The organism is Actinomadura geliboluensis, from assembly GCF_043197915.1.
Lineage (GTDB): Bacteria > Actinomycetota > Actinomycetes > Streptosporangiales > Streptosporangiaceae > Spirillospora > Spirillospora geliboluensis.
Map to the genome: position 1 here is coordinate 120,449 of NZ_JBICUA010000015.1, position 24,420 is coordinate 144,868.

Consider the following 24,420-nt stretch of genomic DNA (forward strand, 5'->3'; position numbering starts at 1 on the left):
GCCGGGCGGCCTACGAGCTGGACGGGACGGTCTTGATGACCTTGCCCTTCCGGTTGACGGCGAGGTAGCCGCCGCCGTAGTCGTCGGTGAGGTAGACCATCATCGTCGGCTGGTCGCCATTGAACGTCCAGGCGGCCTTCACGATGACGTACCGGTTGGTCGGCTTGGGCACCTTGAGCGTGCGCTCCGCGCGGCGCATCAGCGCGGGCAGCGCGTTCCAGTCGAAGGTCGCGGGGTTCACCTTGGCGTCGCCGGTCGTGATGGCGATGCTGGGCCGGCGGCGCACCGCCGCGTCCGCGCCCTTCTCGTAGGTGTAGTTGTCGAAGGCGCCGCGCCGCCCGGCCACCGGGGCGTCGGCGTCGGCGTGCTCGGGGTACACGGTGAGCTCGGCGAACTCCCTGCTGCCGGAGGCCGCCGCGAACTTCTTGATCACGTCCCGGACGGCGGCCGGGGTGAGCAGGGTCGCGGGCTCCTTCGGGCCGCTGCCGGTCTCGGCGAGGCTGTCGGTCGGGGACGTGTTGGGACGGCCCTCGCCGAGGGACGCCGACTCGCCGGCCGCGTCCAGGAGGCCGGGAAGGACGACGAAGGCGGTCCCGATGAGCGCGGCGATCGCGGTGACCACCGGGACGGCGGCGATGAGCGCGATCAGCCCGGCCCGGCTCCGCCGCCGCTGCGGCGGAGGGGCCGCCTGCGCGGGGTAGGTGCGGGGGCCGTTGCCAGGAGCGGGAGCAGGAGTAGGAGTAGGAGCGGGGCCGGGGGCGAAGGACAGGTGCGTCGGGCTCTGCCCGGCGACCTGGGCGAGCATGTGGTCGAGCTGGTCGGCCGTGGGACGGGCCGTCGGCTCTTGGACCAGCAGCGACTGCAGGACGGGCGCCAGAGCCCCGGCGTTGCGGGGCGGCGGCACCTGGGCCGTCATGATGGCGGCGAGCGTCGCGGCCGTCGTGGACCGCCGCAGCGGATTGGTCCCCTCGACGGCCACATAGAGCAGCAGGCCGAGGGACCAGAGGTCGGAGGCGGGGTCGCCCTCGTGCCCGTTCAGCCGTTCCGGCGCGATGTACTCCGGCGAGCCGACCAGCCCGCCGGTGGCGGTCACGCGGGACGCCTCCCGGAGCACCGCGATGCCGAAGTCGGTGAGGACCGGCGTCCCGTCCGCGCGCAGCAGGACGTTCGCGGGCTTGACGTCCCGGTGGCAGATCCCGGCCTCGTGCGCGGCGCGCAGCGCGGCCAGGAGCCCGCGCCCGACGGCGGCGGCCTCCCCGGGGTTCAGCGGCCCGCGCGCCAGCCGGTCGTGCAGGGACTCCCCGCGGACGAGCTCCATGACCAGCCACGGGTGCGGCATGTCGGGCGTGTCCACGATGTGGTGGATGGTCACCACGTTCGGATGGTCGAGCCGGGCGAGGGCGCGGGCCTCGCGCATCACCCGCTCGCGCAGCATCCGCGCGACGTCCGGGTCGGGGTCGGCGGCCCCGGCCTCGGCGAGCCGCACCTCCTTCAGCGCGACTTCGCGTTCCAGGGCGAGGTCGAACGCGCGCCAGACGGTGCCCATGCCGCCGCTGCCGAGGCGGTCGCGCAGTTCGAAACGGCCGTCGATCACCGTCTTCGCAGAGGTCACGGCGACAGCCTAAGCCCACGAACCCCGGCAAAGCGGAGCAAAACACAACCAGTGGGCGACGAGGCCCGGCCCGGACTACACCCGGGCCGGGTGGGAGCGGGCCGCCGCGCCCGCTCAGTGGTCGGCGACGACGAGCGGCGTGTCGACGAGGTGCTCGGCCAGGAACCAGGCTTGCAGCTCCCCGGTGCGGATGACGTCGGACACGAGCACGTCGTTGGTGCCGTCGTCGCCCTGCTCGGCGGTGCGCGCCGCGGCGTCGTGCGCCTCGGTGAGGATGATCTCGTGGGCCTCCAGCAGCCGGGACAGCATCGCCGGGACCTCCTCGACGCCGTCCGGCGGGCGCGGGACGGCGGTGATCTCGGCGACGTGCCGCGGGTCGCCGACGGCCACGCCGCCGAGGGTCTGCACCCGCTCGGCGATGGTGTCGACCAGCGCGAGCTGCTCTCCCGCGTGCTTGTCCAGCAGCAGATGCAGCTGGTAGAAGGTCTGCCCCCGGACGAGCCAGTGGTGCTTCTTGTAGAGCGCGTAGAGGATCTGCGTGTCCGCCAGGATCCGGTTGAGGCGCTGGCAGGAGTACAAGCGGGCGTCACGGGAGAGGGCCAGCGGGAACTGCCGTACCGTCCCGAACTGCTGGATCTCGCGTCCGTGCTGGTGCAGCCATGGCTGGCTGCCGGCGGGTCGGGTCCCGTCCGTGCTCATGTGCGGGTTCCTTCCGGGTTCACATCGAATGGCGAAGGGTGTGTTCCACCCGGCGAGGGGGCCAAACGGGTCCGGTCCCTGGTCACCGCCCTGGTCGCCGCCCTGGTCTCGCACCGGGGCCCGGGATTGTCCGATCCGGCCGCTAGCTTGCGGGGCCATGGGCCAGACGGTGGAGATTCCGGTCGAGTGGCATGAGCACGTCCATCCGCGGCGGGGCGGCATCGCCGGGCCCCGGCTCGTCCCCGACGAGGACGCCGCGCGCGGCGCCCGCGCGTGGGAGCGCGCCGCCCGCCCGATCGCCGCGGAGATGGCGGAGCACGCGGGTACCGCCCCCGACCTCGCCGCCGCCGTCCGGGCCTGGCTGGACGGCGATCCCGACCCGGTCGGCGCGGCGGCCGTCGCCGCGATCGCGGTGAAGCACGTCGAAGGCTGCGGCGGTGACGGCTTCGCCGACGCCTGGATCCTGGACCACGGGCTCGCCTTCGCCGCCTGCGCGCTCACCGAGGCGTCCTCCATCGCCCTCGGCCCCGTGCCGCGCCCGGCGCGCCGGGACACCGCCGGAGCGGTCTGGCTCGTCTCCTACAGCGGGCCGAACGAGGGATGGCGCGGCGAGATCCGGCGGGCGACCTTCGACGACCGGATGCGCGCGAGCGACTGGGGCACCGAGGACACCGCCGCCAGGCGGCTCCGCGCACTCCTGGCGGCGGCGCCCGAGGCCGAGTACGCCGACGCCGTCGCGCGGCTGGCCGCCCACCGCGGCGACGCGACGCGACGGCGCGTCGCCGCCTACCTCGTCCCGACCGAGACGGCCTGGGTGGACGAGTCCCTCACCGACGCCGCCCGCATGACCGTCGCCGACCACGAACTCCTGGTCTGCTCGCTGTCCACCGCCGAGCAGGCGCCCCACGCCGGCTGGATCAGGGTGACCCCGGCCGTGGTCGCGACGCTGCTCGACGGGCTCGGCGCGGACGCCTTCCCCCTGCTGGCCCAAGCCCTCAGGCCCGCCCACGACGCCGAGAAGACCCGCCCGATCGTGCTGAAGGCCCTCCTGGCGATCCCCGACGAGCAGATCTTCTCCGTGCTCCTCGACCACATCGGCGAGCAGGGCGTCCCGGCCGCCTTGCAGGAGGCGGTCGAACGGTACCCCGACCACGCGCTCCGGGTCCTGGAGCCGCTGGCCGGCGACGGCACGACCCGGGGCCTGCGGGCGGCCGGGCTGCTGCGCGGGCTGACGCGCACCGAACGGGCGGAGCCGGCCGTCCCCGACGCCGACGACCTGCCCGGCGTCCTCGCGGGGAAGCCGCCCGCCCGCAGTGCGAAGACCGACTGGGCCGACCCGGCGCGCCTGCCGCGCGTCCTCACCCGCGACCGCGACCGGGCGCTGCCGGCCGCCGCGACCCGGCGCCTGCTGCACCTCCTCGCCCGGAAGCCCCCGGAGGCCGCCGGCGTCCGCGACTTCTGCGACCGGCACTCGCTGGCCGAGTTCTCCTGGGCGGTGTTCGAGCGCTGGTACGCGCTCGGCGCGCCCACCAAGCACAACTGGGCGCTCGCGCAGCTCGGCCTGATCGGCGACGACACCACCGTGCGGCGGCTCAGCCCGCTCATCAAACGCTGGCCGGGCGAGGGCCTCACCGGCCGGGCCGCGTCCGCGCTGGACGTCCTCGCCGGCATCGGCTCCGACGTCGCCCTCACCCACCTCTTCGAGCTGACCCGCACCGGCAGGTACAAGGGGCTCAAGAACCGCGCCGCCAAGAAGATCGACGAGATCGCCGCCGCGCGCGGCATCACGCCGGACGCCCTCGCCGACCGCGCCGTCCCCGACTTCGGCCTGGACGACCAGGGCGCCCTCGTCCTCGACTACGGCCCCCGCCGGTTCACCGTGACCTTTGACGAGCAGCTCGTCCCCCTGGTCACGGCGCCGAACGGCAAGACCCGCAAGAGCGCCCCGAAGCCCGCCGCGACGGACGATCCCGCCCTCGCCGCGTCCGCGCACGCGCTCTTCACCGGCCTCAAGAAGGACCTGCGCACGCTGGCCGCCCAGGAGATCAAGCGCCTCGAACAGGCCATGACGACCCGCCGCAGCTGGACGCCCGACGACTTCCACACGTTCTTCGTCAGCCATCCGCTGCTGGGGCACATCGTCCGCCGGCTGGTGTGGATCACCGACTCCGGCACCGCGTTCCGCGTCGCCGAGGACCGCACCTACGCCGACGTCCGCGACGACGCGTTCACCCCCGCGCCGGACGACCGCATCGGCATCGCCCACCCGGTCCTGCTGGACGACCTCGAAGCCTGGGCGGAGCTCTTCGCCGACTACGAGATCCTGCAGCCGTTCGAGCAGCTCGGCCGTCCCGTGTACCGGCTCACCGCCGACGAGCGGGCCGCGCACCGGCTCGCCCGGGTCGAGGGGCTCGTGCTGCCCTACGGCAAGGCGAAGGGCCACTCGCAGGGCCGCTGGGAGTCCGTGGACGCCGACGGCGGTTTCGCGGGCGGCTGGCTGGCCCGCCGCGACCCCGCCGGCCTGTACGTCGTCGCCGGCCTGAGCCCCGGCCTCTACGCCTACATGTACGGCGAGGGCGACGACCAGAAGGTCACCGCCCTCTGGGCGGGCCCAGCCCCCGCGCAGACCCCGAAGGACGCCGTGCCGCTGGGCCGGGTCGACCCGGTCACGATGAGCGAGGCCGTCCACGACCTCCTCCGCAGCGCGTCCTGACCCGCCCGTTCAGTCGCCCGCGGACGCGGCGGCGCGGCGTTCACCGGGCTCCGTGCCCATGAGCCGCCCGCTGGAGAGGAGCAGCAAAGCGAGCAGCGGGACCAGGCCGACCGCGGCGAAGGCCGGGTCGCCGTGCCCGCCGTACAGGGGGACGCACACCATCGGGGCGAGCGCGCCGCCGAAGAACTGGGCGGAGAGCACCAGCGACGTCGCGCCCCCGCGGTTGGACGGAGCGCTGTCGGCGGCGAGCGCGTTCACGGTGTTGCGCAGGCCGGGCACCGCGATCCCGGCGACGACGACGCCGCACACCAGCAGCGTGAGGGACGGCCCCAGCGCGGCGGTCAGGACGCCGGCGGTCAGCACGACGCTCAGCGCGATGCCGAGGCGGCGCGGGCCCGCCCGGTCGAGGGCGCGGCCGAGCGCGGTGGCGCACATCAGCCCGGCGACGCCGAACCCGGCGCTGACGAGGCCCCGCTCGGCCGGTCCGAGCCCGAAGCGCTCCTCCGCGCGCAGCACCGTGAGGACGGTGAGCGCGACCGCGGGCAGGTAGCACAGGAACGACAGCGCCGCGGTCGCCGCGAGCCGCCGGTCCGCCAGGACCCGCCAGGACGCCCGGCCGGCCGCCCTGCGGGCGGTGGCGGCCGCCGAGGGCGGGAGCAGCACGAGCGCGAGGGCGACGGCGGTGGGGAAGGCGAACGCCAGCCGCCAGTCCGCGGCGGCCGAGATCCCGCTGATCAGCGGGCTGAACGACTGGCCGGCGGCCTGCATGGCGGCGAACCGGCCGAGCGCCCGCCCGAGCCGCTCCCGCGGCGTGATGTCGCTGATCGCGGCCAGCAGCAGCGGCGTCGTGAAGGCGTTCGTGGCGCCTTGCAGGACGCGTCCCGCCAGGAAGACCTCCATGGTGGGGGCGAGGGCGCAGACCCCGGACGCCAGGACGTAGCAGAGCAGGGAGAGCCGGAGGGTCCGGCGCCGGCCCCAGCGCTCCGCCCACGTCCCCGACACCAGCATCAGCGCCGCGAAGGGGATCATGTACGCGGTCACGGCGGCGGCGGCCGTCTCGGGCGTGCTGCCGAGGCCGTCCGCCGCCTCGTGCAGGATCGGCGTGACCATGGTGCCGCTGTAGGGGCCGAGGAAGCCGCCCGCGTACAGCGGCCAGACGCGCGGCGGGCGTTCCGGGCGCCCGCCGCGCGCCCGGAACCGTGAGAGGGACGGGGCGTTCAAGCCGCGCGCGGTCAGCCCTGGTCGATCTGCATGACGACGGCCTTCGGCTCGGTGAAGAACTCGCGGCTGAAGTCGCCGCCCTCGCGTCCGACGCCCGACGCCCCGACGCCGCCGAACGGGGCGCGCAGGTCGCGGATGAAGAAGCAGTTCACCCAGACCGTCCCGGCGCGGAGCGCCGCGGACACCCGGTGCGCCCGGCTGAGGTTCTCGGTGAACACCATGGCGTTGAGGCCGTACGGGGTGTCGTTGGCCAGGGCGACGGCCTCGGCCTCGGTGTCGAACGGGGCCACCACGACCAGCGGGCCGAAGATCTCCTCCCGGCAGTGCGGCGCGTCCTGCGGCATGTCCGTGACCACGGTGGGCCGGACGACCCAGCCGGAGCCGAGCCCGCCGGTGCGGATCCGGCCGCCCTGCGCCTCGATCGTCTCGACGTAGCCGCTGACCTTCTTGTAGTGCTCCTGCGAGGCCAGCGGGCCGAGCTGGGTGCCCGGGTCGGACGGGTCGCCGACCACCATCGCCTCGGCGGCGGCGGTGAAGCGGTCGAGGAACGCGTCGTAGATCTCGCGCTGCACGTAGAGCCGGCTGCCGGCGAGGCACACCTGCCCGGCGTTGGTGAAGATGGCCCGGATCGACCAGTCGACGGCGTTGTCCAGGTCGGCGTCGGCGAACACGACGTTGGCGCCCTTGCCGCCGAGTTCCAGGCTCACCGGCACGAGGTTGCCGCCGGCGATCTGGGCGATGGCCCGTCCGGTGCTGGACGCGCCGGTGAAGGTGATCCGGTCGACGCCGGCGTGCTCGGTGAGCGCCTGCCCCGCCGACCGCGGGCCGTACCCGTGCACGACGTTGAGGACGCCGGGCGGCAGGCCCGCCTCGGTCGCGAGCCGCGCGAGCAGCGTCGCCGAGGCCGGGGTGTCCTCGGCGGGCTTCAGCACGACGGTGTTCCCCCACGCCAGCGCGGGCGCGATCTTCCAGGTCTCCAGCATCAGCGGGAAGTTCCAGGGGGAGATGGCGGCGACGACCCCGGCCGGCCCGTAGGCGGTGTAGGCGTGGTGGCCGCTGTCCATCGGCAGCCGGTCCGCCGCCGAGAGGTGCGCGTGCTCGGCGAAGAACCGCAGGTTGTGGGCCGACCGGCCGACGTCGTTGCCGATGCTCTGGGTGACCGGCTTGCCCATGTCGCGGGTGTCGGCCATGCCGAGCCGGTCCTTGTTCTCCTCCACCAGGTCGGCGAGGCGGTGCAGGACGCGGCCGCGCTCGGCGTATCCCATGCGGGGCCACGGTCCGTCATCGAACGCGCGCCGCGCGGCCGCGACGGCGCGCTCGACGTCGTCCCGCGAGCCGAGCGCCACCTGCGCCCAGGGCTGCCGGGTCCAGGGATCGACGCTGTCGAACCGTGCGGCGTCCTGCGATTCGACTTCCTCGCCGTCGATGACGTGCCCGAAGAACTCCATGTGCTGCTAACCCTCATTCCTCTGTAGTGCCGGGGGCGGGGGTGCCGGGGGCCGTGCCGGTGGGACGGGCGCCGGCGCCGGGAGGGGCGCCGGGGCCGTCGCGCTCGGCGAGCGTGACGCCGCCGGCCGCCCAGTGCGTCTGCGGGAGCTCCTGGACGAGCACCCGGACCCGGGCCGGATCGCTACTGGTGGCGCGCACGACCGCGTCGTGCACCTCGGCGATCAGCCGCCGGATCTGGTCGGGCGGGCGCCCGGCGGCGAGGCTGATCTGGACGAGTGGCATGTGCTGCTCCTTCTGGGTCAGGGCCGCCGCGCGGAGGAGTCCGGCCGCACGGAGGGGATCAGCCGCGCCGCGTTGCCGGCGAGGACGGCGCGCTCGGCCGCCGGGTCCAGGGCCAGCCGCCGGATCGCGGCGACCGCGTCCACGTCGGCGAGGTCGAACGGCAGGTCCGTGCCGAGCAGGACCCGCTCGTGCCCGACGTCCTCGATGAGGCGGCGGAGCGCGGTGCCGTCGAAGACGGCGGTGTCGAAGTACAGCCGGCGCAGGTACTCGCGCGGCGACCGCGGGACGGTCCGCGCCTCCTTCTTGCGCTCCCAGCCGAGGGCCAGCCGGGGCGCCAGCGCGGGAAGGCAGCCGCCGCCGTGCACGAGGCACAGCACCGGGTCGTGCCGGTCCAGCACGCCGCCGAAGATGAGGCGGGCGGCGGCGAGCGCCGTCTCCGCCGGATAGCCGAGCAGCTGCACCAGGTAGAAGTCGCGGAGCCGGGCGGGGGCCGAGGCGCGGCTGGGGTGCACCAGGCCGAAGGCCCGGCGCTCGGTCATGAGGGCCCACACGTCCTCGTTGACGGGGTCGTCGAGTTCGCGGCCGCCGCCGTAGGTGCCCATCGCGAGTCCGGCCATGCCGAGTTCGTCCAGGCAGCGCGCCGCCTCCGCCGCCGCGCCGGGCAGGCCGACCGGCACCGTGCCGAGCGCCGCGAGCCGTCCCCCGCCCGCCGCCGCGTACTCGGCGAGCGCGTCGTTGGACCGGCGGGTGACGGCCATGACGAGCTCGCCGTCGTCCGAGTCCGACCCGAACACGAACGGCGGTGCCGAGACCAGCTGCAGGTCGATGGCGGCCGCGTCCAGCGCGGTGAGGCGGCGGGGGACGTCGTACTGGTCGGCGGGCAGCGGGATGCGGGCGCCCTTGGGGACGCCGGAGACGGCCGGGTCCAGCAGGAGCACGCCCGCGCCGACCTCGGACAGGTCGGCGAGGCCGCGGTCGGCGAGGTACCGGAGCAGCGGCATGGGCAGCGCGTGCGCGTGGACGTCGACGGTCGCCGGCCCGTCCGCCCCGGCGGGGGGCTCGGACGCGGCCCGGTCGTGACTCGGTGTCATGCCTTCCTCCGACCCTAGTTTCAGATAACCATTATGATGGATTATGTCGAAGCTGACAATCATCCGGATGGTGGGCCAGGTCAGAGGCGGTGCGGTCAAGAAGGATCATTGACTCTAACGAATATGGTGGTTAGAGTCGCGCCGAAGCGAGGGGCGAGGTAGCCCCCGGACCGTCTCCGCCGGCCGGACGACGAGTCGAGCGAGGAGTGCCATGTCGAAGATCTCGGTCAGTTCCCCCAACGCGCCCAAGGTCGGCTTCTCCGCCGGTACCGTCCCGCCGCTGTCACAGGCGATCGTGCACGGCGGCCTCATCTTCTGCTCCGGGACGGGGCCCCTGGACCCCGCGACGCGCGAGATCGTCTCCGACGACATCGCCGAGCAGGTGCGCCAGACGCTCACCAACCTGCTCGCGGTCGTGGAGGCCGCGGGCGGCACCAAGGACTCGATCCTCAAGTGCAACTGCTACCTGCGCGATGCCGCGCAGTTCCCCGAGTTCAACCAGGCGTACCGGGAGTTCTTCGCCGACTGCGAGAGCTTCCCGGCCCGCACGACGGTGAACGCCCCGCCGCACCGCGCCGGCGTGCGCGTCGAGGTGGAGTGCGTGGCGGCCGTCGTCGAGGCGGACTGACCCCCGGATGGGAGCGACCATGAGCCAGCCGTACCGCATGCCGGTCGTCGACCTCGACGCGATCGCCGAGCGCCTCGGCGAGAGCGGCAGGCGCGTCGAGGTGCTGTGGCAGGAGAGCGAGTCCCTCGCGTTCGTCGCGCGCGGCCGCGAGTACCGCAGCGAGTTCCACCTCAACCCGAGCGACGAGGTCATGTACACGATCCGGGGCGAGCTGCGGCTGCACAGCCGGCAGCCCGACGGCACCGAGGTGATCGACGTGATCCCGGAGGGGTCGGCGATCTTCACCCCGTCCCGGCTGCCGCACTCGCCCCGGTTCGACCCCGACGCCTTCATCATCGTCATCGAGCGGCTCCGCCGCCCCGGCGAACTGGACCGGTTCCAGTGGTTCTGCCAGGGCTGCGGGGAGTTCCTGCACGAGGAGTCGTGCCACATCGCCGACTACTCGACGGACCCGGTCGGCGAGGCCTACCAGCGCTTCTTCGACGACGTGGAGGCCCGCACCTGCAAGAGCTGCGGCGAAGTCCTGCAGCCCTACTGAACCCCCCTCGGTTACCGGCGGTGACCGGCCGCAGAGAGAGTCCACCATGGAACGAACACAGGTCGCCATCATCGGAGCCGGCCCGGCCGGCCTCCTCCTCGGGCGGATGCTGGAACTCGCCGGGGTCGACGCGGTGATCCTGGAGCACCGGACCCGGGCCTACGTGGAGGGCAGGATCCGGGCGGGGATGCTGGAGCACCGCACCGCCCTGCTCCTGGACGAGCTGGGCCTGGCGGAGCGCATGCACCGGGAGGCGGCCGTCCACCACCGGTTCGAGATGCGCTTCGACCGGCAGCGGTACCAGATCCCGATGGCCGAGCTGACCGGCGGCTGCACCGCCGTCATGTACAGCCAGCAGGAGATCGTCCGCGACGCGATCGAGGCGCGGATCGCCTCCGGCCTCCCGCTGGAGTTCGACGTCGACGACGTGCGCCTGGAGGACGTCGACGGCGCCGAGCCGAAGGTCCGCTACCGGGCCGCGGACGGCTCCGAGCACGTGCTGGCCTGCGACTTCATCGCGGGCTGCGACGGCTTTCACGGGGTGTCGCGGGCGTCGGTCCCGGCCGGCGTGCTGACCGGGTACGAGCACGAGTACCCGTTCGCGTGGCTCGGCGTGCTGGCGGACGTCCCGCCGTCCACCTTCGAGCTCATCTACGCCTGCCACGAGCGCGGCTTCGCGCTGCACAGCATGCGGTCGCCCGAGGTCAGCCGCTTCTACCTGCAGGTGAAGCCGGACGAGGACCTGGCCGCGTGGCCCGAGGAGCGGATCTGGAGCGAGCTGCGGACGCGGCTCGGCACCGACGACGGCTGGGAGCTCGCCGAAGGCGCCGTCACAAAGAAGGGCATCACCGCGATGCGGAGCTTCGTGGTGGAGCCGATGCAGTACGGGCGGCTGTTCCTGGCGGGGGACGCCGCGCACATCGTCCCGCCGACCGCGGCGAAGGGCCTCAACCTCGCCGCGGCGGACGTCCGGCTGCTCGCCGACGCGCTGTGCACCTGGTACGAGTCCGGTGACCGCGCGGCGCTCGACCGCTACTCCGACGACGCGCTCCGCGGCGTGTGGCGCGCGCAGCAGTTCTCCCGCTCCATGACGTCGCTGCTGCACCACGACCCGAGCAGCCCGATGGAGTGGCGGCTGCAGCACGCCGAGCTGAAGCACGTCTGCACGTCCGAGGCGGCGATGAAGGACTTCTGCGAGAACTACGTGGGGTACCCGGCGGTCGGACGCATCCACCGGCGCGCCCCCGAAAGGGCCGATACATGACCACTGGGACCGACATCCTCGACCGGGCGGCGGAGCGGCTGGACGCCGCGCAGCACACCGCGACCGCAGTCGAGCAGCTCCCCGCCGGGCTCACGCCCGCCGACGCGTACGCCGTGCAGGACGCGGTGATCGCCCGCCGGCTCGGCCGGGGCGAGCGCCCGGCCGGGCTCAAGCTCGGCTTCACCAGCAAGGCGAAGATGGCGCAGATGGGCGTCTCCGAGGTGATCGTCGGACGGCTCACCGACGCCATGCGCGTCGCCGACGGCGGGGAGGTGGCGCTGGGGCGCTTCATCCATCCGCGCGTCGAGCCGGAGATCGCCTACCGCATCGCCCGCGACGTCGCCCCGGACGACGAGGAGATCCCCGTGGACGCGGTCGCGCCCGCGCTGGAGATCATCGATTCGCGCTACCGCGACTTCCGGTTCAGCCTGCCGGACGTGATCGCCGACAACGCCTCGTCCGCCGGGTTCGTCGTCGGCCCCTGGCGGCCGCTGGGCGCCGACCTGGGCGATCTCGCCGTCCGGCTCTCCGTCGCCGGCGCCGTCGTCGAGACGGGCTCCACCGCGGCGATCCTCGGGCATCCGGACCGGGCGCTGCCCGCGCTGCTGGAGATCGCCCGCCGCCAGGGCATGGCGCTGCGCGCCGGGGACGTCGTCCTCGCCGGCGGCGCCACCGCCGCGGCGCCCTTCACCCCGGGCCGCGTCGAGGTCCACGTCGAGGGCCTCGGCACCGTGTCCGCGACCGGCACCGTGAGCTAAACCCGTAGGCGACGCGAAAAGGTGGGCCGGATCCGATCGGATCCGGCCCACCTTCTTCGGTTCGGGTCAGGACTTCGGTTCCTGGATCAGGTCGTCCAGGGTGACCGGCTTCTCGATGAGCTTGTACTTCTGGGTGAGGCGCACCAGCTCCTCCAGCGAGTCGCGCTGGAAGGCGGCCGGCCAGTCGACCATCTTGATCTGCGCGGCCTGGTCCGCGGGGATCTTGGCGTAGGTCGGGATGATCTTGCGCGCCTCCTCGGGGTGGGCGTTGGCGTACTCCAGGGACTGGCGCACCGCCGCGTCGAACCGCCGCACCACGTCAGGGTTGCTCTTGGCGTAGGCCGTCGACGTGAAGTACGAGGCGATCGCCAGGTTCGGGTGGGTCTCCGCGTAGTTGTTGAGGATGGTGCGGGCACCGCGCTCCAGCAGCGAGGTGACGAACGGCTCGCACTCCCAGGCCGCGTCGATGCGGCCCGTCTCGACCGCGGTGACCATGTCGGGGAAGCCGAGCTCGGTGAACTTCACCGAGCTCGGGTCGACGCCCTTCTTCTCCAGCGCGGCGCGGATCGTGACATCGCCGATGTTGTTGAGCGTGTTGACCGCGACGGTCTTGCCGGCCAGGCCCTTGACGTCGCGGATCGGGCTCTTCGCCGGGACCAGCACCTGGCAGGCCTCGTTCTTGCCGGGGGCGATGCCGACGCCCGGCGTGATGGCCTGCAGCGGTACGCCCTTGCTCTTGGCGATGATGAGCGAGACGTTGTTGGAGAAGCCGAACTGGTTGCTGTTGCTGACGACGGCCGGGACGATCGCCGCGCCGCCCGCGGCCAGCTGCGGCTCGACCTTGAGCTTCTGCGCGCTGAAGAAGCCCTTCTGGACGCCGAGGTACAGCGGGGCGACGTCCGTGATCGGGATCAGGCCCACTTTCACCGTGGTCACGCCGTCGGCGTCGCTCTTGCCGGCCGAGGTGCCCCCCGAGCCGCAGCCGGCGGCCAGGCCGACGGCGAGCGCCGCGACGACCACCCGGAGTCGGCGCCGTCGGATCGTTCTCATCATGGCTCACTCCTCTGAGTGGAGCGGCGTCTGCCGCCACTTAAACCCGAACGATTATCATCAATACGCGGGGAAGGTCAACGGTGTTCGCCGAGAGGGACCCCCTGATAACGTACAATCGTTATGAGGAATCTTCAGGGTGACTACATCGTCCGGGCCCGGAGCGTGCTCACCATGGACGCGGATCGGCCGCGCGGCGAGGCGCTCGCGGTCCGCGGCGCGCGCGTCGTCGCCGCGGGCTCGTTCGACGAGGCGCGCGCGGCGCTCGGCGAGCACGCGCCCGTCCTGGACCTGGGCGACGCGACCGTCCTGCCGGGACTGATCGACACGCACATGCACCTGCTGTGGACGGGCCTCGCGCACGTCCTGCTCGACCTGGAGGGCGAGCGCAGCATCGAGGGCATCCTCCGGGCGACCCGCGCCTGGGCCGACGCCCATCCCGCCGCACCCTGGGTCGTCTCGGCCGACGGGTGGGAGGTCGAGGACGTCGCCGAGCGGCGGCTGCCGACCCGCGACGAGCTCGACCGCGCCTGCCCCGACCGCCCGGTGCTGATCCTGCGCTGCGGCCACCAGGGCGCGGCGAACTCGGCCGCGCTGGCCCTGGCCGGCCTCACCGACGGCACGCCCGACCCGCCCGGCGGCCGCCTCGGCCGGGACGCCGCCGGACGCCTCACCGGCGAGCTGGTCGAGCCGCCCGCGATCGAGCTGGTGCGGCGGCACGTGCCGCCGCAGGACGACCGGGCCCGCCGCGCCGCGGTCGCCGCCGCGGCGGAGCGCGCCCTGGCCGCCGGGCTGACCTCGGTGATCGAGCCGGGGCTGCGCCCCGAGGAGCTCGCCACCTACCAGGGGATGCGCGCGGACGGCGAGCTGCCGCTGCGGGTGACCGCGATGCCGCTGCAGCTCGCCGGCGCCTCCGTCGAGGACGAGGTCGCGCGGCTGTCGGGCCTCGGGGTCGGCTCGGGCTTCGGCGACGACCTGCTGCGCCTGGGCCCGGTGAAGGTGTTCCTGGACGGCGGCGGCTCGCTGGGGACGGCCTACCTGCGCGAGCCCTGGCCGGGGCGGTGCGGCGACCACGGGCAGCTGCTGCTCGACCCCGACTCGATGCGCGCGCTCGCGTCCGGGCTGGTGGCGCATGGCTGGTCCCTCGGCGTGCACGCCGTCGGCGGCGGGGCGCTCGACCTGCTGTTCGAGGTGCTCGACCACGCCGACCGGGTGGCTCCGGTGAAGCCGCTGCGCTGCCAGGCCATCCACGCGTACCTGACGCCGTCGGAGCGCAACATGGCCGACGCCCGCCGGCTCGGCGTGGTCGTCGCGACGCAGCCGACGATGCAGGAGCAGTTCGCCGACCGGCTCATCGCCCAGCTCGGCGCCGAGGCCGCGGCGGCCGCCACCCCGCTGGCCACCTGGCACCGCGCGGGCGTCCGGCTGGCCGGCGGCTCGGACTCGCCGGTCACCCCGTTCCAGCCGCTGCGCGGGATCTGGCAGGCGGTGACCCGCCACCATCCGCCGTCCGGCGGCCCGCTCGGCCCGGACGAGCGGCTCGACGTGGCGGCGGCCCTGCGGATGTACACGGCGGACGCCGCCTACGCCGCGTTCAACGACCACGCCGTGGGCGTGCTGCGTCCCGGTATGCGCGCCGACTGGGTCGCGCTGGGCGCCGACCCGACCCGGTGCCCGCCCGACGAGTTGCGCGACCTGCCGGTGCTGGCCACGGCGGTCGACGGCCGGATCCGCCACCGCGCCTAGCCGGGACGGCTCCCGGGCGCGGCCTCGCGCCGGGCCGCGTCCGGGGGACCGGGGACGCGGCTCGGCGCGCCCGCGCGGCCGCCCCCGGTCAGCTGAGGGTCGTCTTGGGCGGGGTGTGCCGGCGCACCGCGCGGCGGACCCGCGCCGGGTCCTGCGACTCGACGGCGTCGACGAGCGCGACGTGCGTGCGGAAGGTCTTGCTGGCGGTGAAGAGGTCGTCGGAGCTGACGTGCTCGATCTCGTTCTCGATCATGTCGAGCATGGTGGTGTAGATGACGCGCAGCACCAGGTTGGGGGTGATGTCGGCCAGCCGCCGGTGCACCGCCCAGTTGGCGCGCAGGAACGCGGCGGCGTCGGTGCGCTGCTCGTCCATGCGGTCCAGCAGCTCGCGGAGGTCCGCGAGGTCCTCGTCGGTGCGGTGGGCGGCGGCGTCCATCAGGATGGGCTCCTCCAGCGCGTCGCGCACCGCCAGGCAGTTCGCGCTGGTGTCGCCGTTCTCGCGCAGCCCGAGGACCAGGTGGTTGATGCGCACGTGGCTCGGGGCGCGCAGGGTGAACAGGCCGCCGCCGGGGCCCGGCTTCGCCGAGACGACCCCGCGCGTCTCCAGCAGCCGGACGGCCTCGTTGACGGTCCCGACCGCGACGCCGTACTCCTGGCGGACGTCCTCCTTGGTGCCGAGCCTGCTGCCGTCGGGCAGCGCGGAGTCGATGATCTTGCGCTCGATCTCCCGCGCGATGGCCTCGGCGCGCGAGAGCCGCCACTCGGTGCGGTCGGTGTGGTCGGGACGACTCATCGGGTTGCTCTCCAGATCGTCGGTCGGATAGCGGCCGGTCAGCGAGGTGGTGGGGCGGGTGCCGCCATGCCTTGACAGATAATCATCATGCTTAATACCGTCATTATAGGGCTGAAGGAAGCCCCGCGGTGGCCACCCCGCCACCCGAACGGTTCGCGGTGTCCCGACGTGCCCCGACGTCCCCCGCGTGTGGCCAGGGTCGGCCGTTCCGCCGCTGCGGACGCGGCGGGGCCGTATCCGGAAGGAGCTTCCGTTGACCCGGACCTCGACCATGTCGACGTCAGTCGTCCCCGGCAGGAGGCGGCGGCTCGCCCGCTCGCCGAGACTCGCCGACGGCCTGCTCGGCGCGGCGGGGCTCGCCGCGACGCTGGCCGTCCTCGAGCTCTCCACGATCGCCGGGCTGCTGCCGGAACGGACGTTCCCGCGCATCTCCAGCGACCTCGGCGAACTCGCCCGGCTGGCCGGCGGCACCGAGCTGTGGACCGCGATCGGCCGCACCCTGCAGGGCTGGGCGATCAGTTTCGGCATCGCCGTGGCGGTCGCGGTGCTGCTCGGCGTCGCCATCGGCTCGAACAGCCTGCTGCGGGCCGCGACCAACGCCGTCATCGAGTTCCTGCGCCCGATCCCTTCGGTCGCGCTGATCCCGCTCGTCGTCCTGGTGCTCGGCACCGGCCTGCAGAGCAAGGTCTTCCTGGCCGCGTTCGCCGCGGCCTGGCCGGTCCTCATCGCCACCATCTACGGCATGCGCGACGTCGAACCGGTCGCCCTCGAAACGGCGCGCGCGTTCCGGGCGCGCCCGCACGACCGGCTGCTGTCGGTGGTGCTGCCCAGCGCGGTGCCCTACATCGCCACCGGGCTGCGCGTGGCGTCGACGACCGCGCTGATCCTCTGCGTCACCGCCGAGCTGGTGATCGGGTCGCCCGGGCTGGGCCAGTCGATCACCGTCGCGCAGGCGGGCGGCCAGTACCGGCTCATGTACGCGCTGATCATCGCGACCGGGCTGCTCGGCGTGCTGCTCAATCTCGTGTTCGTCGCGCTGGAGAGGCGGCTGCTCCGGTGGCACCCGTCGCAGCGCGCCAAGGAGGTCGTCCAGTGAGCCGCCGCGCAGTGCTTCTCGGCGTGCAGATCGCCGCGCCCGTCCTCGTCCTGCTCGGCTGGGGGCTGTGGTCGGCCGGCAGCGCCAACATCTTCTACCCGCCGCTGACCCAGATCCTCTCGGTGTTCCGCGAGACGTGGCTGTTCGACCGGGTCGGCTCGGACGTCGTCCCGAGCCTGACCAACATGTTCTCCGGCTTCGCGCTGTCGATCCTCATCGGCGTGCCGCTCGGCATCCTCATCGGCCTGGTGCGCAAGCTCGGCACGGCGCTGGCGCCGGTCATCGAGTTCGTCCGGGCGATCCCGCCGCCCGCGCTGATCCCGTTCGGCATCGTCGTGCTGGGCGTCGGGACGTCGATGAAGGTGTTCATCATCCTGATGGTCAGCCTGTTCCCGATCCTGATGCATACCATCGACGGGGTGCGCGGCGTGGACCCCGGCCTGCTGGACAGCGCGCGGGCCTACCGCGTCGGCCGGCGCGACCGGCTGGTGCGCGTGGTGCTGCCGGCCGCCGCGCCGCAGATCTTCGCGGGGGCGCGCGTCGCGCTGTCGCTCTCGCTGATCCTGATGGTGATCAGCGAGATGGTCGCGAGCACCCGCGGGATCGGCTACTTCATCCTGGAGGCCCAGCGCACCTTCGCGATCCCCGAGATGTGGTCGGGGATGGTGCTGCTCGGGGTCCTCGGCTACCTGTTCAATCTCGCCTTCGGCGTCATCGAGCGCCGCGCGCTGCGCTGGCACCACGGGGCACGAAAAGGAGCGTCTTGATGAGCAACGAAGCGCCGATGCTCGAGGTCGAGGGCCTCGGCAAGGTCTACGGCGGCGGCGACCAGGCGGTGCACGCGATCGACGAGATCAGCTTCACCGTCGCGCGCAGCGAGTTCGTGTGCGTGGTCGGCCCGTCCGGCTGCGGCAAGACGACGCTGCTGCGCTGCCTGTCCGGGCTGATGCCCGCCACGACCGGCGAGGTCCGCGTCGAGGGCAGGCCGATCGACCGGACCCCCGAGGACATGGCGATCGTCTTCCAGGACTACAGCAGGTCGCTGTTCCCCTGGATGTCGGTGGAGGAGAACATCGCCTTCCCGCTGCGGCGCAAGCGGCTGGACCGCAAGAAGCGGCAGGCGCTGATCAGCGACTCGCTCGCGGCCGTCGGCCTCGCCGACGCCGGCCGCCGGTACCCGTGGCAGCTGTCGGGCGGCATGCAGCAGCGCGTGGCGATCGCGCGCGCCCTCGCGTACGAACCGCAGATCCTGCTGATGGACGAGCCGTTCGCCTCGCTGGACGCGCAGACCCGCGCCGACCTGGAGGACCTGACCCTCAAGCTCCGCCACGAGTACGGCGTCACCGTCGTGTTCGTGACGCACGACATCGACGAGGCCGTCTACCTGGCCGACCGGGTCATCGCGCTGACCCCGCGTCCCACCCGGGTCCGCGGCATCGTCGACGTCGACCTGCCGCGCCCCCGCGACCAGCTCAGCACGAAGGAGCTGCCGGAGTTCGCCCGGCTGCGCGGGCGCGTCTACCGGGAGGTGCGCCAGCTCGGCGACCCGGAGGGCGCACCCGACCCGGTGGACGCGGGCGCCGGCGCCCACGGCTCCTAGCGGCGCGGAGCGCCGGCCAGGCCGTTGAGGAGGTGCTCGGCGGTGATCGGGCGGTCGCGGACGCGGACGCCGGTCGCGTGGAAGACGGCGTTGGCGACCGCGGCGCCCGAGCCGACCTGCCCGATCTCGCCGACGCCCTTGACGCCGAGCGGGCCGGTGACCGGGTCGTCCACCTCGATCAGCGCGATGTCGACGGCGGGCGCGTCGGCGTTGACCGGCACCAGGTAGTCGCCGAGGCTCGCGTTGGCCCAGCGGCCGAGGCCGGTGTCCATGCGGGTGCCTTCGAGGAGGGCCTGGCTCATCCCCCAGAGCATCCCGCCCATGAGCTGGCTGCGCGCCGTCATGGGGTTGAGGACGCGGCCCGGCGCGAACGCGGCGGTCATGCGCCGCACCCGGACGAGCCCGAGGTCGGCGTCGACCGCGACCTCGGCGAACTGGGCCCCGAACGTCAGCAGCCCCCACGGGGTGTCCAGCGGCGGCGGGTCCCAGCCGCCGATGGCCTCGGCGTCGTTCATGAGGTGCCGCTCCATCAGGTCGCGGTAGGTCTCGGCGCCGCCGGAGGCGGTCATCCGCCCGTCCGCGACGGTGACGGTGACGGGGTCGGCGCCGTGCAGCGGCGAGTCCGGGTCGCCGACGGCCGCGGCGATCATCTGGTCGCGGACGGCGACGGCGGCGTTGTGCACGGCGGCGCTCACCATCATCGCGCCGTTGGAGCCCACGGGTGACCCGGCGGTCGGCATGTCGGTGTCGCCGTACTCCAGCCGCACGTCCGCGAGGCCGACGCCGAGGCCGTCGGCGGCGACCTGGGTGAGGACGGTCGTCATCCCGGTGCCGAACTCCTGCGCGGCGGTGGATATGACGGCGGTGCCGTCGGAGTACAGGCGGGCGCGGGCGCGCTGGGTGCGCATGAAGAACGCCACCGGGTAGGCGGCGGTGGCCATGCCGGTCCCGATCAGCCAGTCGCCTTCGCGGCGGACGCCGGGCGCGGGGTCGCGGCCGTCCCAGCCGAACCGCTCCGCTCCTTGCCGCAGGCAGTCGGCCAGCCCGCTGCTGGACCACGGGTGGCCGGTGTTGGGGTCGACGTCGCTGATGTTGCGCAGCCGCAGCTCGACCGGGTCGATCCCGAGTTCGTGGGCGAGTTCGTCCATCGCGCATTCGAGGCTGAACATCCCGGCGGACTCGCCGGGCCCGCGGGTGAACGTCGGCGTCATCGTGTTGCCGCGCACCAGCCGGTGGACGCCCTCGAACGCGGGGCTGGCGTACACCTGGGACGACGCGCCGAACGCGGGTTCGGCCCAGTCGTCGAACGGCGAGGTGACGGAGATCTTGTGGTGCCGGATCGCGGTGAGCGTCCCGTCGCGCCGCGCCCCGAGCACGATGTGCTGCTCCTGCTCCTCCCGGTGCCCGCAGGAGGTGAACATCTGCTCGCGCGTGACCGTGAGCCGGACCGGCCGGCGGACGTGCCGGGCGGCCAGCGCGGCGAGGGTCACGTGCGGCCAGACCATCGCCTTGGACCCGAACGCGCCGCCCACGAACCGCGTCAGCACCCGGATCTTCGACGGCGACATGCCGAGCAGGGCGGCGACCGTCAGCTGCACGGCCTTGATGCCCTGGCACGAGTCGTACAAGGTCAACCGGTCGCCGTCCCACACGGCGGTGGTGGTCATGGGCTCCAGCGCGTTGTGGTGGTTGGCGGCGAACCGGAACACCGTGTCGATCTGCGTGTCGGCCGCCGCGAGCCCGTCCTCTATGTCGCCGCGCCGCAGCTGGGCGGGCATGAAGCCGCCGAAGATCTTCTCGGGTTCGTAGGCGTCCGCGCGGCCCTGCTCGACGACGGTGACGGACGGCGCCTCGGCGTACTCGACCCGGACGAGGGACGCGGCGTACTGCGCCTGCTCCAGCCCGTCGGCCACGACGACCGCGACCGGCTGGCCCGCGTAGTGGACCGTGTCGTCCTGCATCGGGAAGAACGTCTCGCCGGGCGCCGGACCGCCCATCAGGGACGGCACCAGCGGCACCTTGGCGACCTCGGGCAGGTCGTGCCTGGTCAGCACGGCGGCGACCCCGGCGGCGCGCTCCGCCTCCGCCGTGTCGATCGAGGCGACGCGCCCGGCCGCCACCCGCGCGCCGACGATCCGCGCGTGCGCGAGGCCGGGCAGCGCGATCTCCCCCGAGTAGCGCGCCGCGCCGGTGACCTTCTCCCGGCCGTCGACCCGCGGGACCTCCCGTCCGATGGATCCGCTCATCGGTCATCCCCGTTCGTGAGCATCGTCAGCGCCCGGACGATCGTCCGGCGCGCCAGTTCGACCTTGAAGGCGTTCTGCGGCCGGGGCTCGGCCGACGCCAGTTCCCGTGCGGCGGCCTCGGCGAAGGCGTCGGGCGTCGCGGGCCCGCCGAGCAGGCTCCGCTCGGCGGCCCGCGCCCGCCACGGCTTGGTCGCGACGCCGCCGAGCGCCAGCCGCACCTCGGCGACGGCGCCGTCCCGGACGTCCACCGCCGCCGCGACCGAGACCAGCGCGAACTCGTAGGACGCGCGGTCGCGGACCTTCAGGTACACCGACCGGCGGGCCGTCGGGACCGGCGGCACCTCGATCGCCGTGATCAGCTCCCCGTGCTCCAGCGGACGCTCCCGGTGCGGGGTGTCGCCGGGGAGCAGGAAGAAGTCGTCGATCGGGATGCCCCGCTCGCCGCCCGGCCCGCGCGTGCGGACGACCGCGTCCACGGCGACCAGCGCCACCGCGACATCGGACGGGTGCGTCGCGATGCACAGGTCGCTGGTGCCGAGCACCGCGTGCCCGCGATGGAGGCCGCCTAGGGCCGAGCAGCCGCTGCCGGGCTCCCGCTTGTTGCACGGCGAGACGGCGTCGCGGTAGTAGCCGCACCGGACCCGCTGGCACAGGTTGCCGCCCATCGACGCCATGTTCCGCAGCTGCGCGGACGCGCCGAGCAGCAGCGACTGCGCGATGAGCGGGAACCTGTCCACCACCCCGGCCGCGCGGGCGACGTCGCTCATGCGCGCGAGCGCGCCGATGCGCAGCCCGCCGTCGGGGAGGTCCTCGACGCGGTCCAGGGGCAGGTCGTTGATGTCGACGAGCAGGTCCGGGCGCAGGACGTTCTGGCGCACCAGGTCGACCTCCGTCGTGCCGCCCGCGAGGAACGCGCCGGCCGGGTGGGCGCCGACCGCCGCGATCGCCGTGTCCACGCCGTCCGCCCGCGCGTAGTCGAACGCCCTCACCGCCCCGCGCCGCCCTTCGCGTCGCGGACGTCGCGGATCGCGGCCCGGATGTTCGGGTAGGCGGTGCACCGGCAGAGGTTGCCGCTCATCCATTCGGCGATCTCGCCGTCGTCGGCGGCGCGGCCCTCCTCCAGCAGCGCGACCGCCGACATGATCTGTCCCGGCGTGCAGTAGCCGCACTGGAACGCGTCCCGGGCGATGAACGCCTCCTGCATCGGGTGCAGGCGGTCGCCGTCCGACAGGCCCTCGATCGTGGTGACCTCGCGTCCTTCGCAGGCGATCGCGAGGGTGAGGCAGGCCAGCACGCGGCGGCCGTCCACCCACACCGTGCAGGCGCCGCACGTGCCCTGGTCGCAGCCCTTCTTCGAGCCGGTCAGCCCGAGATGCTCGCGCAGCGCGTCCAGCAGGCTCACGCGGGGTTCGATCCGCACGGGCCGCTCCCGGCCGTTGACGGTGAGAACGACCGCGCGCGCCTCCGGGCCGCGCTCCAGCGGCCGTGTCCCGACGTCCATCCCCATGGGGACTCCTTAATGATCAGATGTCGCTCACTCTCCGTATCGGGGCATTGCCCATAGGTGCCGGGTCTTCACATCGGACGGGGGCCACGATGACGACATCCGACAGCACGGCCGGTGGCGGGGCGCCGCGCGGGCGGCCTGACGCGGTCGCCGTGCTCGCCGCGGACGGGACCGTGACCGGCTGGACGCGCGCCGCGCGCGAACTCCTCGGCCACGGCGACACCGGTCTCGGCCGTGGCGAGGTGCGTCTGCTCCCGCCGCGCGGCCCGGACGCCGGGCCGCCCACCTGGCCGGACGGGACGGAACAGCACTGGTCGGGCCTGCTGGAGGTGCAGGGCGGCGACGGCGGCGCGCTCGTCGTGCACGCCGACGTCCTCCGGCTGGACGGCGCCGGGGAGCGGCCGTCCTGGCTGGTCTGCATGGGCTCCGTGGAGGACGCGTCCGACCGCATGTCCTCGATGCTCGAACCGCTCCTGCGGCGCTCGCCCCTCGCCCTGCTCGTCTGGGACCGCGACCTGAGGTGCGTCTGGGTGAACACGGCGGCCGAGCGCCTCCAGCCGGTGTTCCCGCACTACCGGGTCGGCCGCCGGCTCACCGATCCGCCGCCCGGGATCGACACGCGGGCGGCGGTGGAGGCGGTCAGCCGGGTGCTCGCCGACGGCGTCCCGCTGTTCGACGAGGAGGTGCACCGGACCTCGCCCGACGGCCGCGAGGACGTCACCCTGTCGATCTCCCACTTCCGGCTCGACGGCGTGGACGGCCGGCCGCTCGGCGTGTGCTCGGTCGCGCTGGACATCAGCGACAGCCGGGCCCGCCGCCGCCTCGCCGTGCTGCGCGAGGCCAGCACCCGCATCGGCACGACCCTCGACGTCCGGCAGACCGCGCAGGAGATGGCGGACCTGGCCGTCCCGGACCTCGCCGACTTCGTGACCGTCGACCTGGCCGAGTCCGTCCTGCCGGACGCCGAGCCATTGCAGCATCTGACCTCGTCGGAGAACAGCGTCCCGGTGTTCCGCCGCGCGGGGGCGGCGTCGATCCACGACGGCGTCCCCGAGTCGATGTGGCCGATCGGGGAGCCGGTGTACGTGCCGCCGGCCTCGCCGTTCACCCGCGTCCTGGACACGGGCCGGTCCCATTTCGAGCCGGTGCTCGACACCTCGCCCGGCGGCTGGCTCGACGTCGACCCGGACCGGTCCCGGGTCATCGCCGCCACCGGGATGCACACGCTGATCGTCGTCCCGCTGAAGGCGCGCGGCGACATCCTGGGCGTGACCGTGTTCGTCCGCACCGACAACCGGACGCCGTTCACCCGCGACGACCTGGTCCTCGCCGAGGAACTGGCCGCGCGGGCGGCGCTGAGCCTGGACAACGCCCGCCAGTACACCCGCGAGCACGCCGCCGCCCTCGCGCTGCAGCGCAACCTGCTGCCGCGCAACCTGACCGGCGGCGGCGCGGTCGACGTCGCCTCCCGCTACCTGCCGTCCGACGCGCACGTCGGCGTCGGCGGCGACTGGTACGACGCGATCCCGCTGGACGGCGGCCGGATCGCCCTGGTCGTCGGGGACGTGACCGGCCACGGCATCAACGCGGCGGCGACGATGGGCCGCCTGCGCACCGCCGTCCGCACCCTCGCCTACCTGGACCTGCCGCCGCACCGGGTGCTCCTCCAGCTGGACCGGCTGGTCGTCCGGCAGGCCGAGGAGGAGCGCACCCCCTTCGACCCCGCGGGCGCGACCTGCGTCTACGCCGTGTACGACCCGGCGTCCGGGTTCTGCACGATCGCCACCGCCGGGCATCCGCCGCCCGCGATCGTCCATCCGGACGGCGAGGTCGCCTTCCCGCGCCCGCCGGGCGGCCTGCCGATCGGGCTGGGGATCGGCGACTACGAGCCGCTCACCGTCGATCTCGCCGAAGGCAGCCTCATCGCCCTCTACACCGACGGCCTGATCGAGACCCGCGACGCCGACATCGAAACGGGCATCGAGCGCCTGGGCACGGCGCTGGCCCAGGCTGAGCCGCCCTTGGACGACTTCTGCACCACCGTCATCCGGCTCATGACCGGGAACAGGCAGGCCGAGGACGACATCGCCCTCCTCGTCGCGCGAACCCTGCGCACCTAGCCCCTGG

The 24,420-nt window shown here is 73.8% G+C and carries 21 protein-coding genes; 10 read left to right on the forward strand and 11 right to left on the reverse strand.

Annotation, left to right across the window (positions count from 1 at the left end; all coding sequences use genetic code 11):
• Positions 1-10: 10 nt before the first annotated feature.
• Together ACGFI1_RS38050 and ACGFI1_RS38055 are read right to left on the reverse strand one after the other, a co-directional pair.
• Positions 11-1,612, reverse strand: coding sequence for a serine/threonine-protein kinase (locus ACGFI1_RS38050; RefSeq protein ID WP_392792537.1), 1,602 nt, complete (start codon positions 1,610-1,612; stop codon positions 11-13).
• Positions 1,613-1,726: 114 nt separating this feature from the next.
• A complete protein-coding gene (locus tag ACGFI1_RS38055; RefSeq protein WP_138641370.1) occupies positions 1,727-2,311 on the reverse strand; it encodes a Dps family protein in 585 nt (194 codons plus the stop codon).
• A 157-nt stretch (positions 2,312-2,468) separates the two neighbouring features.
• On the opposite strand from ACGFI1_RS38055, the gene ACGFI1_RS38060 reads away from it, so the two are divergent.
• Positions 2,469-5,024: a DUF4132 domain-containing protein gene (locus tag ACGFI1_RS38060; RefSeq protein ID WP_392792538.1), complete on the forward strand. Its 2,556-nt coding sequence runs from the start codon at positions 2,469-2,471 to the stop codon at positions 5,022-5,024.
• Positions 5,025-5,033: 9 nt separating this feature from the next.
• On the opposite strand, the gene ACGFI1_RS38065 is transcribed toward ACGFI1_RS38060, so the two are convergent.
• From ACGFI1_RS38065 to ACGFI1_RS38080, 4 genes are read right to left on the reverse strand one after another with little or no spacing between them, the layout of a single operon-like run.
• Complete coding sequence (locus ACGFI1_RS38065; protein ID WP_392792539.1) at positions 5,034-6,245, reverse strand: MFS transporter; 1,212 nt, start codon at positions 6,243-6,245, stop codon at positions 5,034-5,036.
• An 11-nt stretch (positions 6,246-6,256) separates the two neighbouring features.
• A complete protein-coding gene (locus ACGFI1_RS38070) occupies positions 6,257-7,693 on the reverse strand; it encodes an aldehyde dehydrogenase (protein WP_387069047.1) in 1,437 nt (478 codons plus the stop codon).
• A gap of 13 nt (positions 7,694-7,706) precedes the next feature.
• Positions 7,707-7,976 (reverse strand): tautomerase family protein, encoded by a 270-nt coding sequence (locus ACGFI1_RS38075; RefSeq protein WP_387069049.1) that lies wholly within the window; start codon positions 7,974-7,976, stop codon positions 7,707-7,709.
• Positions 7,977-7,993: 17 nt separating this feature from the next.
• On the reverse strand, positions 7,994-9,067 hold the full coding sequence (locus tag ACGFI1_RS38080; RefSeq protein ID WP_392792541.1) for an amidohydrolase family protein: 1,074 nt from the start codon (positions 9,065-9,067) through the stop codon (positions 7,994-7,996).
• Positions 9,068-9,278: 211 nt separating this feature from the next.
• On the opposite strand from ACGFI1_RS38080, the gene ACGFI1_RS38085 reads away from it, so the two are divergent.
• The 4 genes from ACGFI1_RS38085 to ACGFI1_RS38100 are packed head-to-tail and all read left to right on the forward strand — an operon-like array spanning position 9,279 to position 12,255.
• The gene (locus ACGFI1_RS38085; RefSeq protein ID WP_138635643.1) at positions 9,279-9,695 is read left to right on the forward strand and encodes a RidA family protein; all 417 of its coding nucleotides are present in this window, start codon (positions 9,279-9,281) and stop codon (positions 9,693-9,695) included.
• A 19-nt stretch (positions 9,696-9,714) separates the two neighbouring features.
• Positions 9,715-10,233, forward strand: coding sequence for a 3-hydroxyanthranilate 3,4-dioxygenase (locus ACGFI1_RS38090; protein WP_364548901.1), 519 nt, complete (start codon positions 9,715-9,717; stop codon positions 10,231-10,233).
• A 46-nt stretch (positions 10,234-10,279) separates the two neighbouring features.
• Positions 10,280-11,497, forward strand: coding sequence for a 4-hydroxybenzoate 3-monooxygenase (locus ACGFI1_RS38095; RefSeq protein ID WP_387069052.1), 1,218 nt, complete (start codon positions 10,280-10,282; stop codon positions 11,495-11,497).
• The gene (locus ACGFI1_RS38100; protein WP_392792543.1) at positions 11,494-12,255 is read left to right on the forward strand and encodes a 2-keto-4-pentenoate hydratase; all 762 of its coding nucleotides are present in this window, start codon (positions 11,494-11,496) and stop codon (positions 12,253-12,255) included. Before ACGFI1_RS38095 ends, ACGFI1_RS38100 begins: the two co-directional genes overlap by 4 nt.
• Positions 12,256-12,321: 66 nt before the next feature.
• Here ACGFI1_RS38100 and ACGFI1_RS38105 read toward each other — a convergent pair whose 3' ends face one another.
• Positions 12,322-13,308 (reverse strand): ABC transporter substrate-binding protein, encoded by a 987-nt coding sequence (locus ACGFI1_RS38105; RefSeq protein ID WP_138635639.1) that lies wholly within the window; start codon positions 13,306-13,308, stop codon positions 12,322-12,324.
• Between the two features lie 120 nt (positions 13,309-13,428).
• On the opposite strand from ACGFI1_RS38105, the gene ACGFI1_RS38110 reads away from it, so the two are divergent.
• Positions 13,429-15,051: an amidohydrolase gene (locus ACGFI1_RS38110; protein ID WP_392792545.1), complete on the forward strand. Its 1,623-nt coding sequence runs from the start codon at positions 13,429-13,431 to the stop codon at positions 15,049-15,051.
• Positions 15,052-15,139: 88 nt separating this feature from the next.
• Here ACGFI1_RS38110 and ACGFI1_RS38115 read toward each other — a convergent pair whose 3' ends face one another.
• Positions 15,140-15,844: a FadR/GntR family transcriptional regulator gene (locus tag ACGFI1_RS38115; RefSeq protein WP_386874981.1), complete on the reverse strand. Its 705-nt coding sequence runs from the start codon at positions 15,842-15,844 to the stop codon at positions 15,140-15,142.
• A gap of 253 nt (positions 15,845-16,097) precedes the next feature.
• Between ACGFI1_RS38115 and ACGFI1_RS38120 the strand changes: the two genes are divergently transcribed.
• Genes ACGFI1_RS38120 through ACGFI1_RS38130 form a run of 3 tightly spaced genes read left to right on the forward strand, consistent with a single transcriptional unit; the run spans position 16,098 to position 18,540 of the window.
• Positions 16,098-16,940, forward strand: a complete 843-nt coding sequence (locus ACGFI1_RS38120; RefSeq protein WP_301175097.1) for an ABC transporter permease — start codon at positions 16,098-16,100, stop codon at positions 16,938-16,940.
• On the forward strand, positions 16,937-17,707 hold the full coding sequence (locus ACGFI1_RS38125; RefSeq protein ID WP_138635635.1) for an ABC transporter permease: 771 nt from the start codon (positions 16,937-16,939) through the stop codon (positions 17,705-17,707). Before ACGFI1_RS38120 ends, ACGFI1_RS38125 begins: the two co-directional genes overlap by 4 nt.
• On the forward strand, positions 17,707-18,540 hold the full coding sequence (locus ACGFI1_RS38130; RefSeq protein ID WP_364548914.1) for an ABC transporter ATP-binding protein: 834 nt from the start codon (positions 17,707-17,709) through the stop codon (positions 18,538-18,540). Before ACGFI1_RS38125 ends, ACGFI1_RS38130 begins: the two co-directional genes overlap by 1 nt.
• Here ACGFI1_RS38130 and ACGFI1_RS38135 read toward each other — a convergent pair.
• Genes ACGFI1_RS38135 through ACGFI1_RS38145 form a run of 3 tightly spaced genes read right to left on the reverse strand, consistent with a single transcriptional unit; the run spans position 18,537 to position 22,293 of the window.
• Entirely contained in the window at positions 18,537-20,786 is a 2,250-nt protein-coding gene (locus ACGFI1_RS38135; RefSeq protein ID WP_392792546.1) for a xanthine dehydrogenase family protein molybdopterin-binding subunit, read from the reverse strand. The genes ACGFI1_RS38130 and ACGFI1_RS38135 overlap by 4 nt on opposite strands.
• Complete coding sequence (locus ACGFI1_RS38140) at positions 20,783-21,775, reverse strand: FAD binding domain-containing protein (protein ID WP_392792548.1); 993 nt, start codon at positions 21,773-21,775, stop codon at positions 20,783-20,785. The genes ACGFI1_RS38135 and ACGFI1_RS38140 overlap by 4 nt, the downstream gene beginning before the upstream one ends.
• Positions 21,772-22,293, reverse strand: coding sequence for a (2Fe-2S)-binding protein (locus ACGFI1_RS38145; RefSeq protein ID WP_387069061.1), 522 nt, complete (start codon positions 22,291-22,293; stop codon positions 21,772-21,774). Before ACGFI1_RS38145 ends, ACGFI1_RS38140 begins: the two co-directional genes overlap by 4 nt.
• An 89-nt stretch (positions 22,294-22,382) precedes the next feature.
• On the opposite strand from ACGFI1_RS38145, the gene ACGFI1_RS38150 reads away from it, so the two are divergent.
• On the forward strand, positions 22,383-24,413 hold the full coding sequence (locus ACGFI1_RS38150) for a SpoIIE family protein phosphatase (protein ID WP_392792550.1): 2,031 nt from the start codon (positions 22,383-22,385) through the stop codon (positions 24,411-24,413).
• Positions 24,414-24,420: the final 7 nt, after the last annotated feature.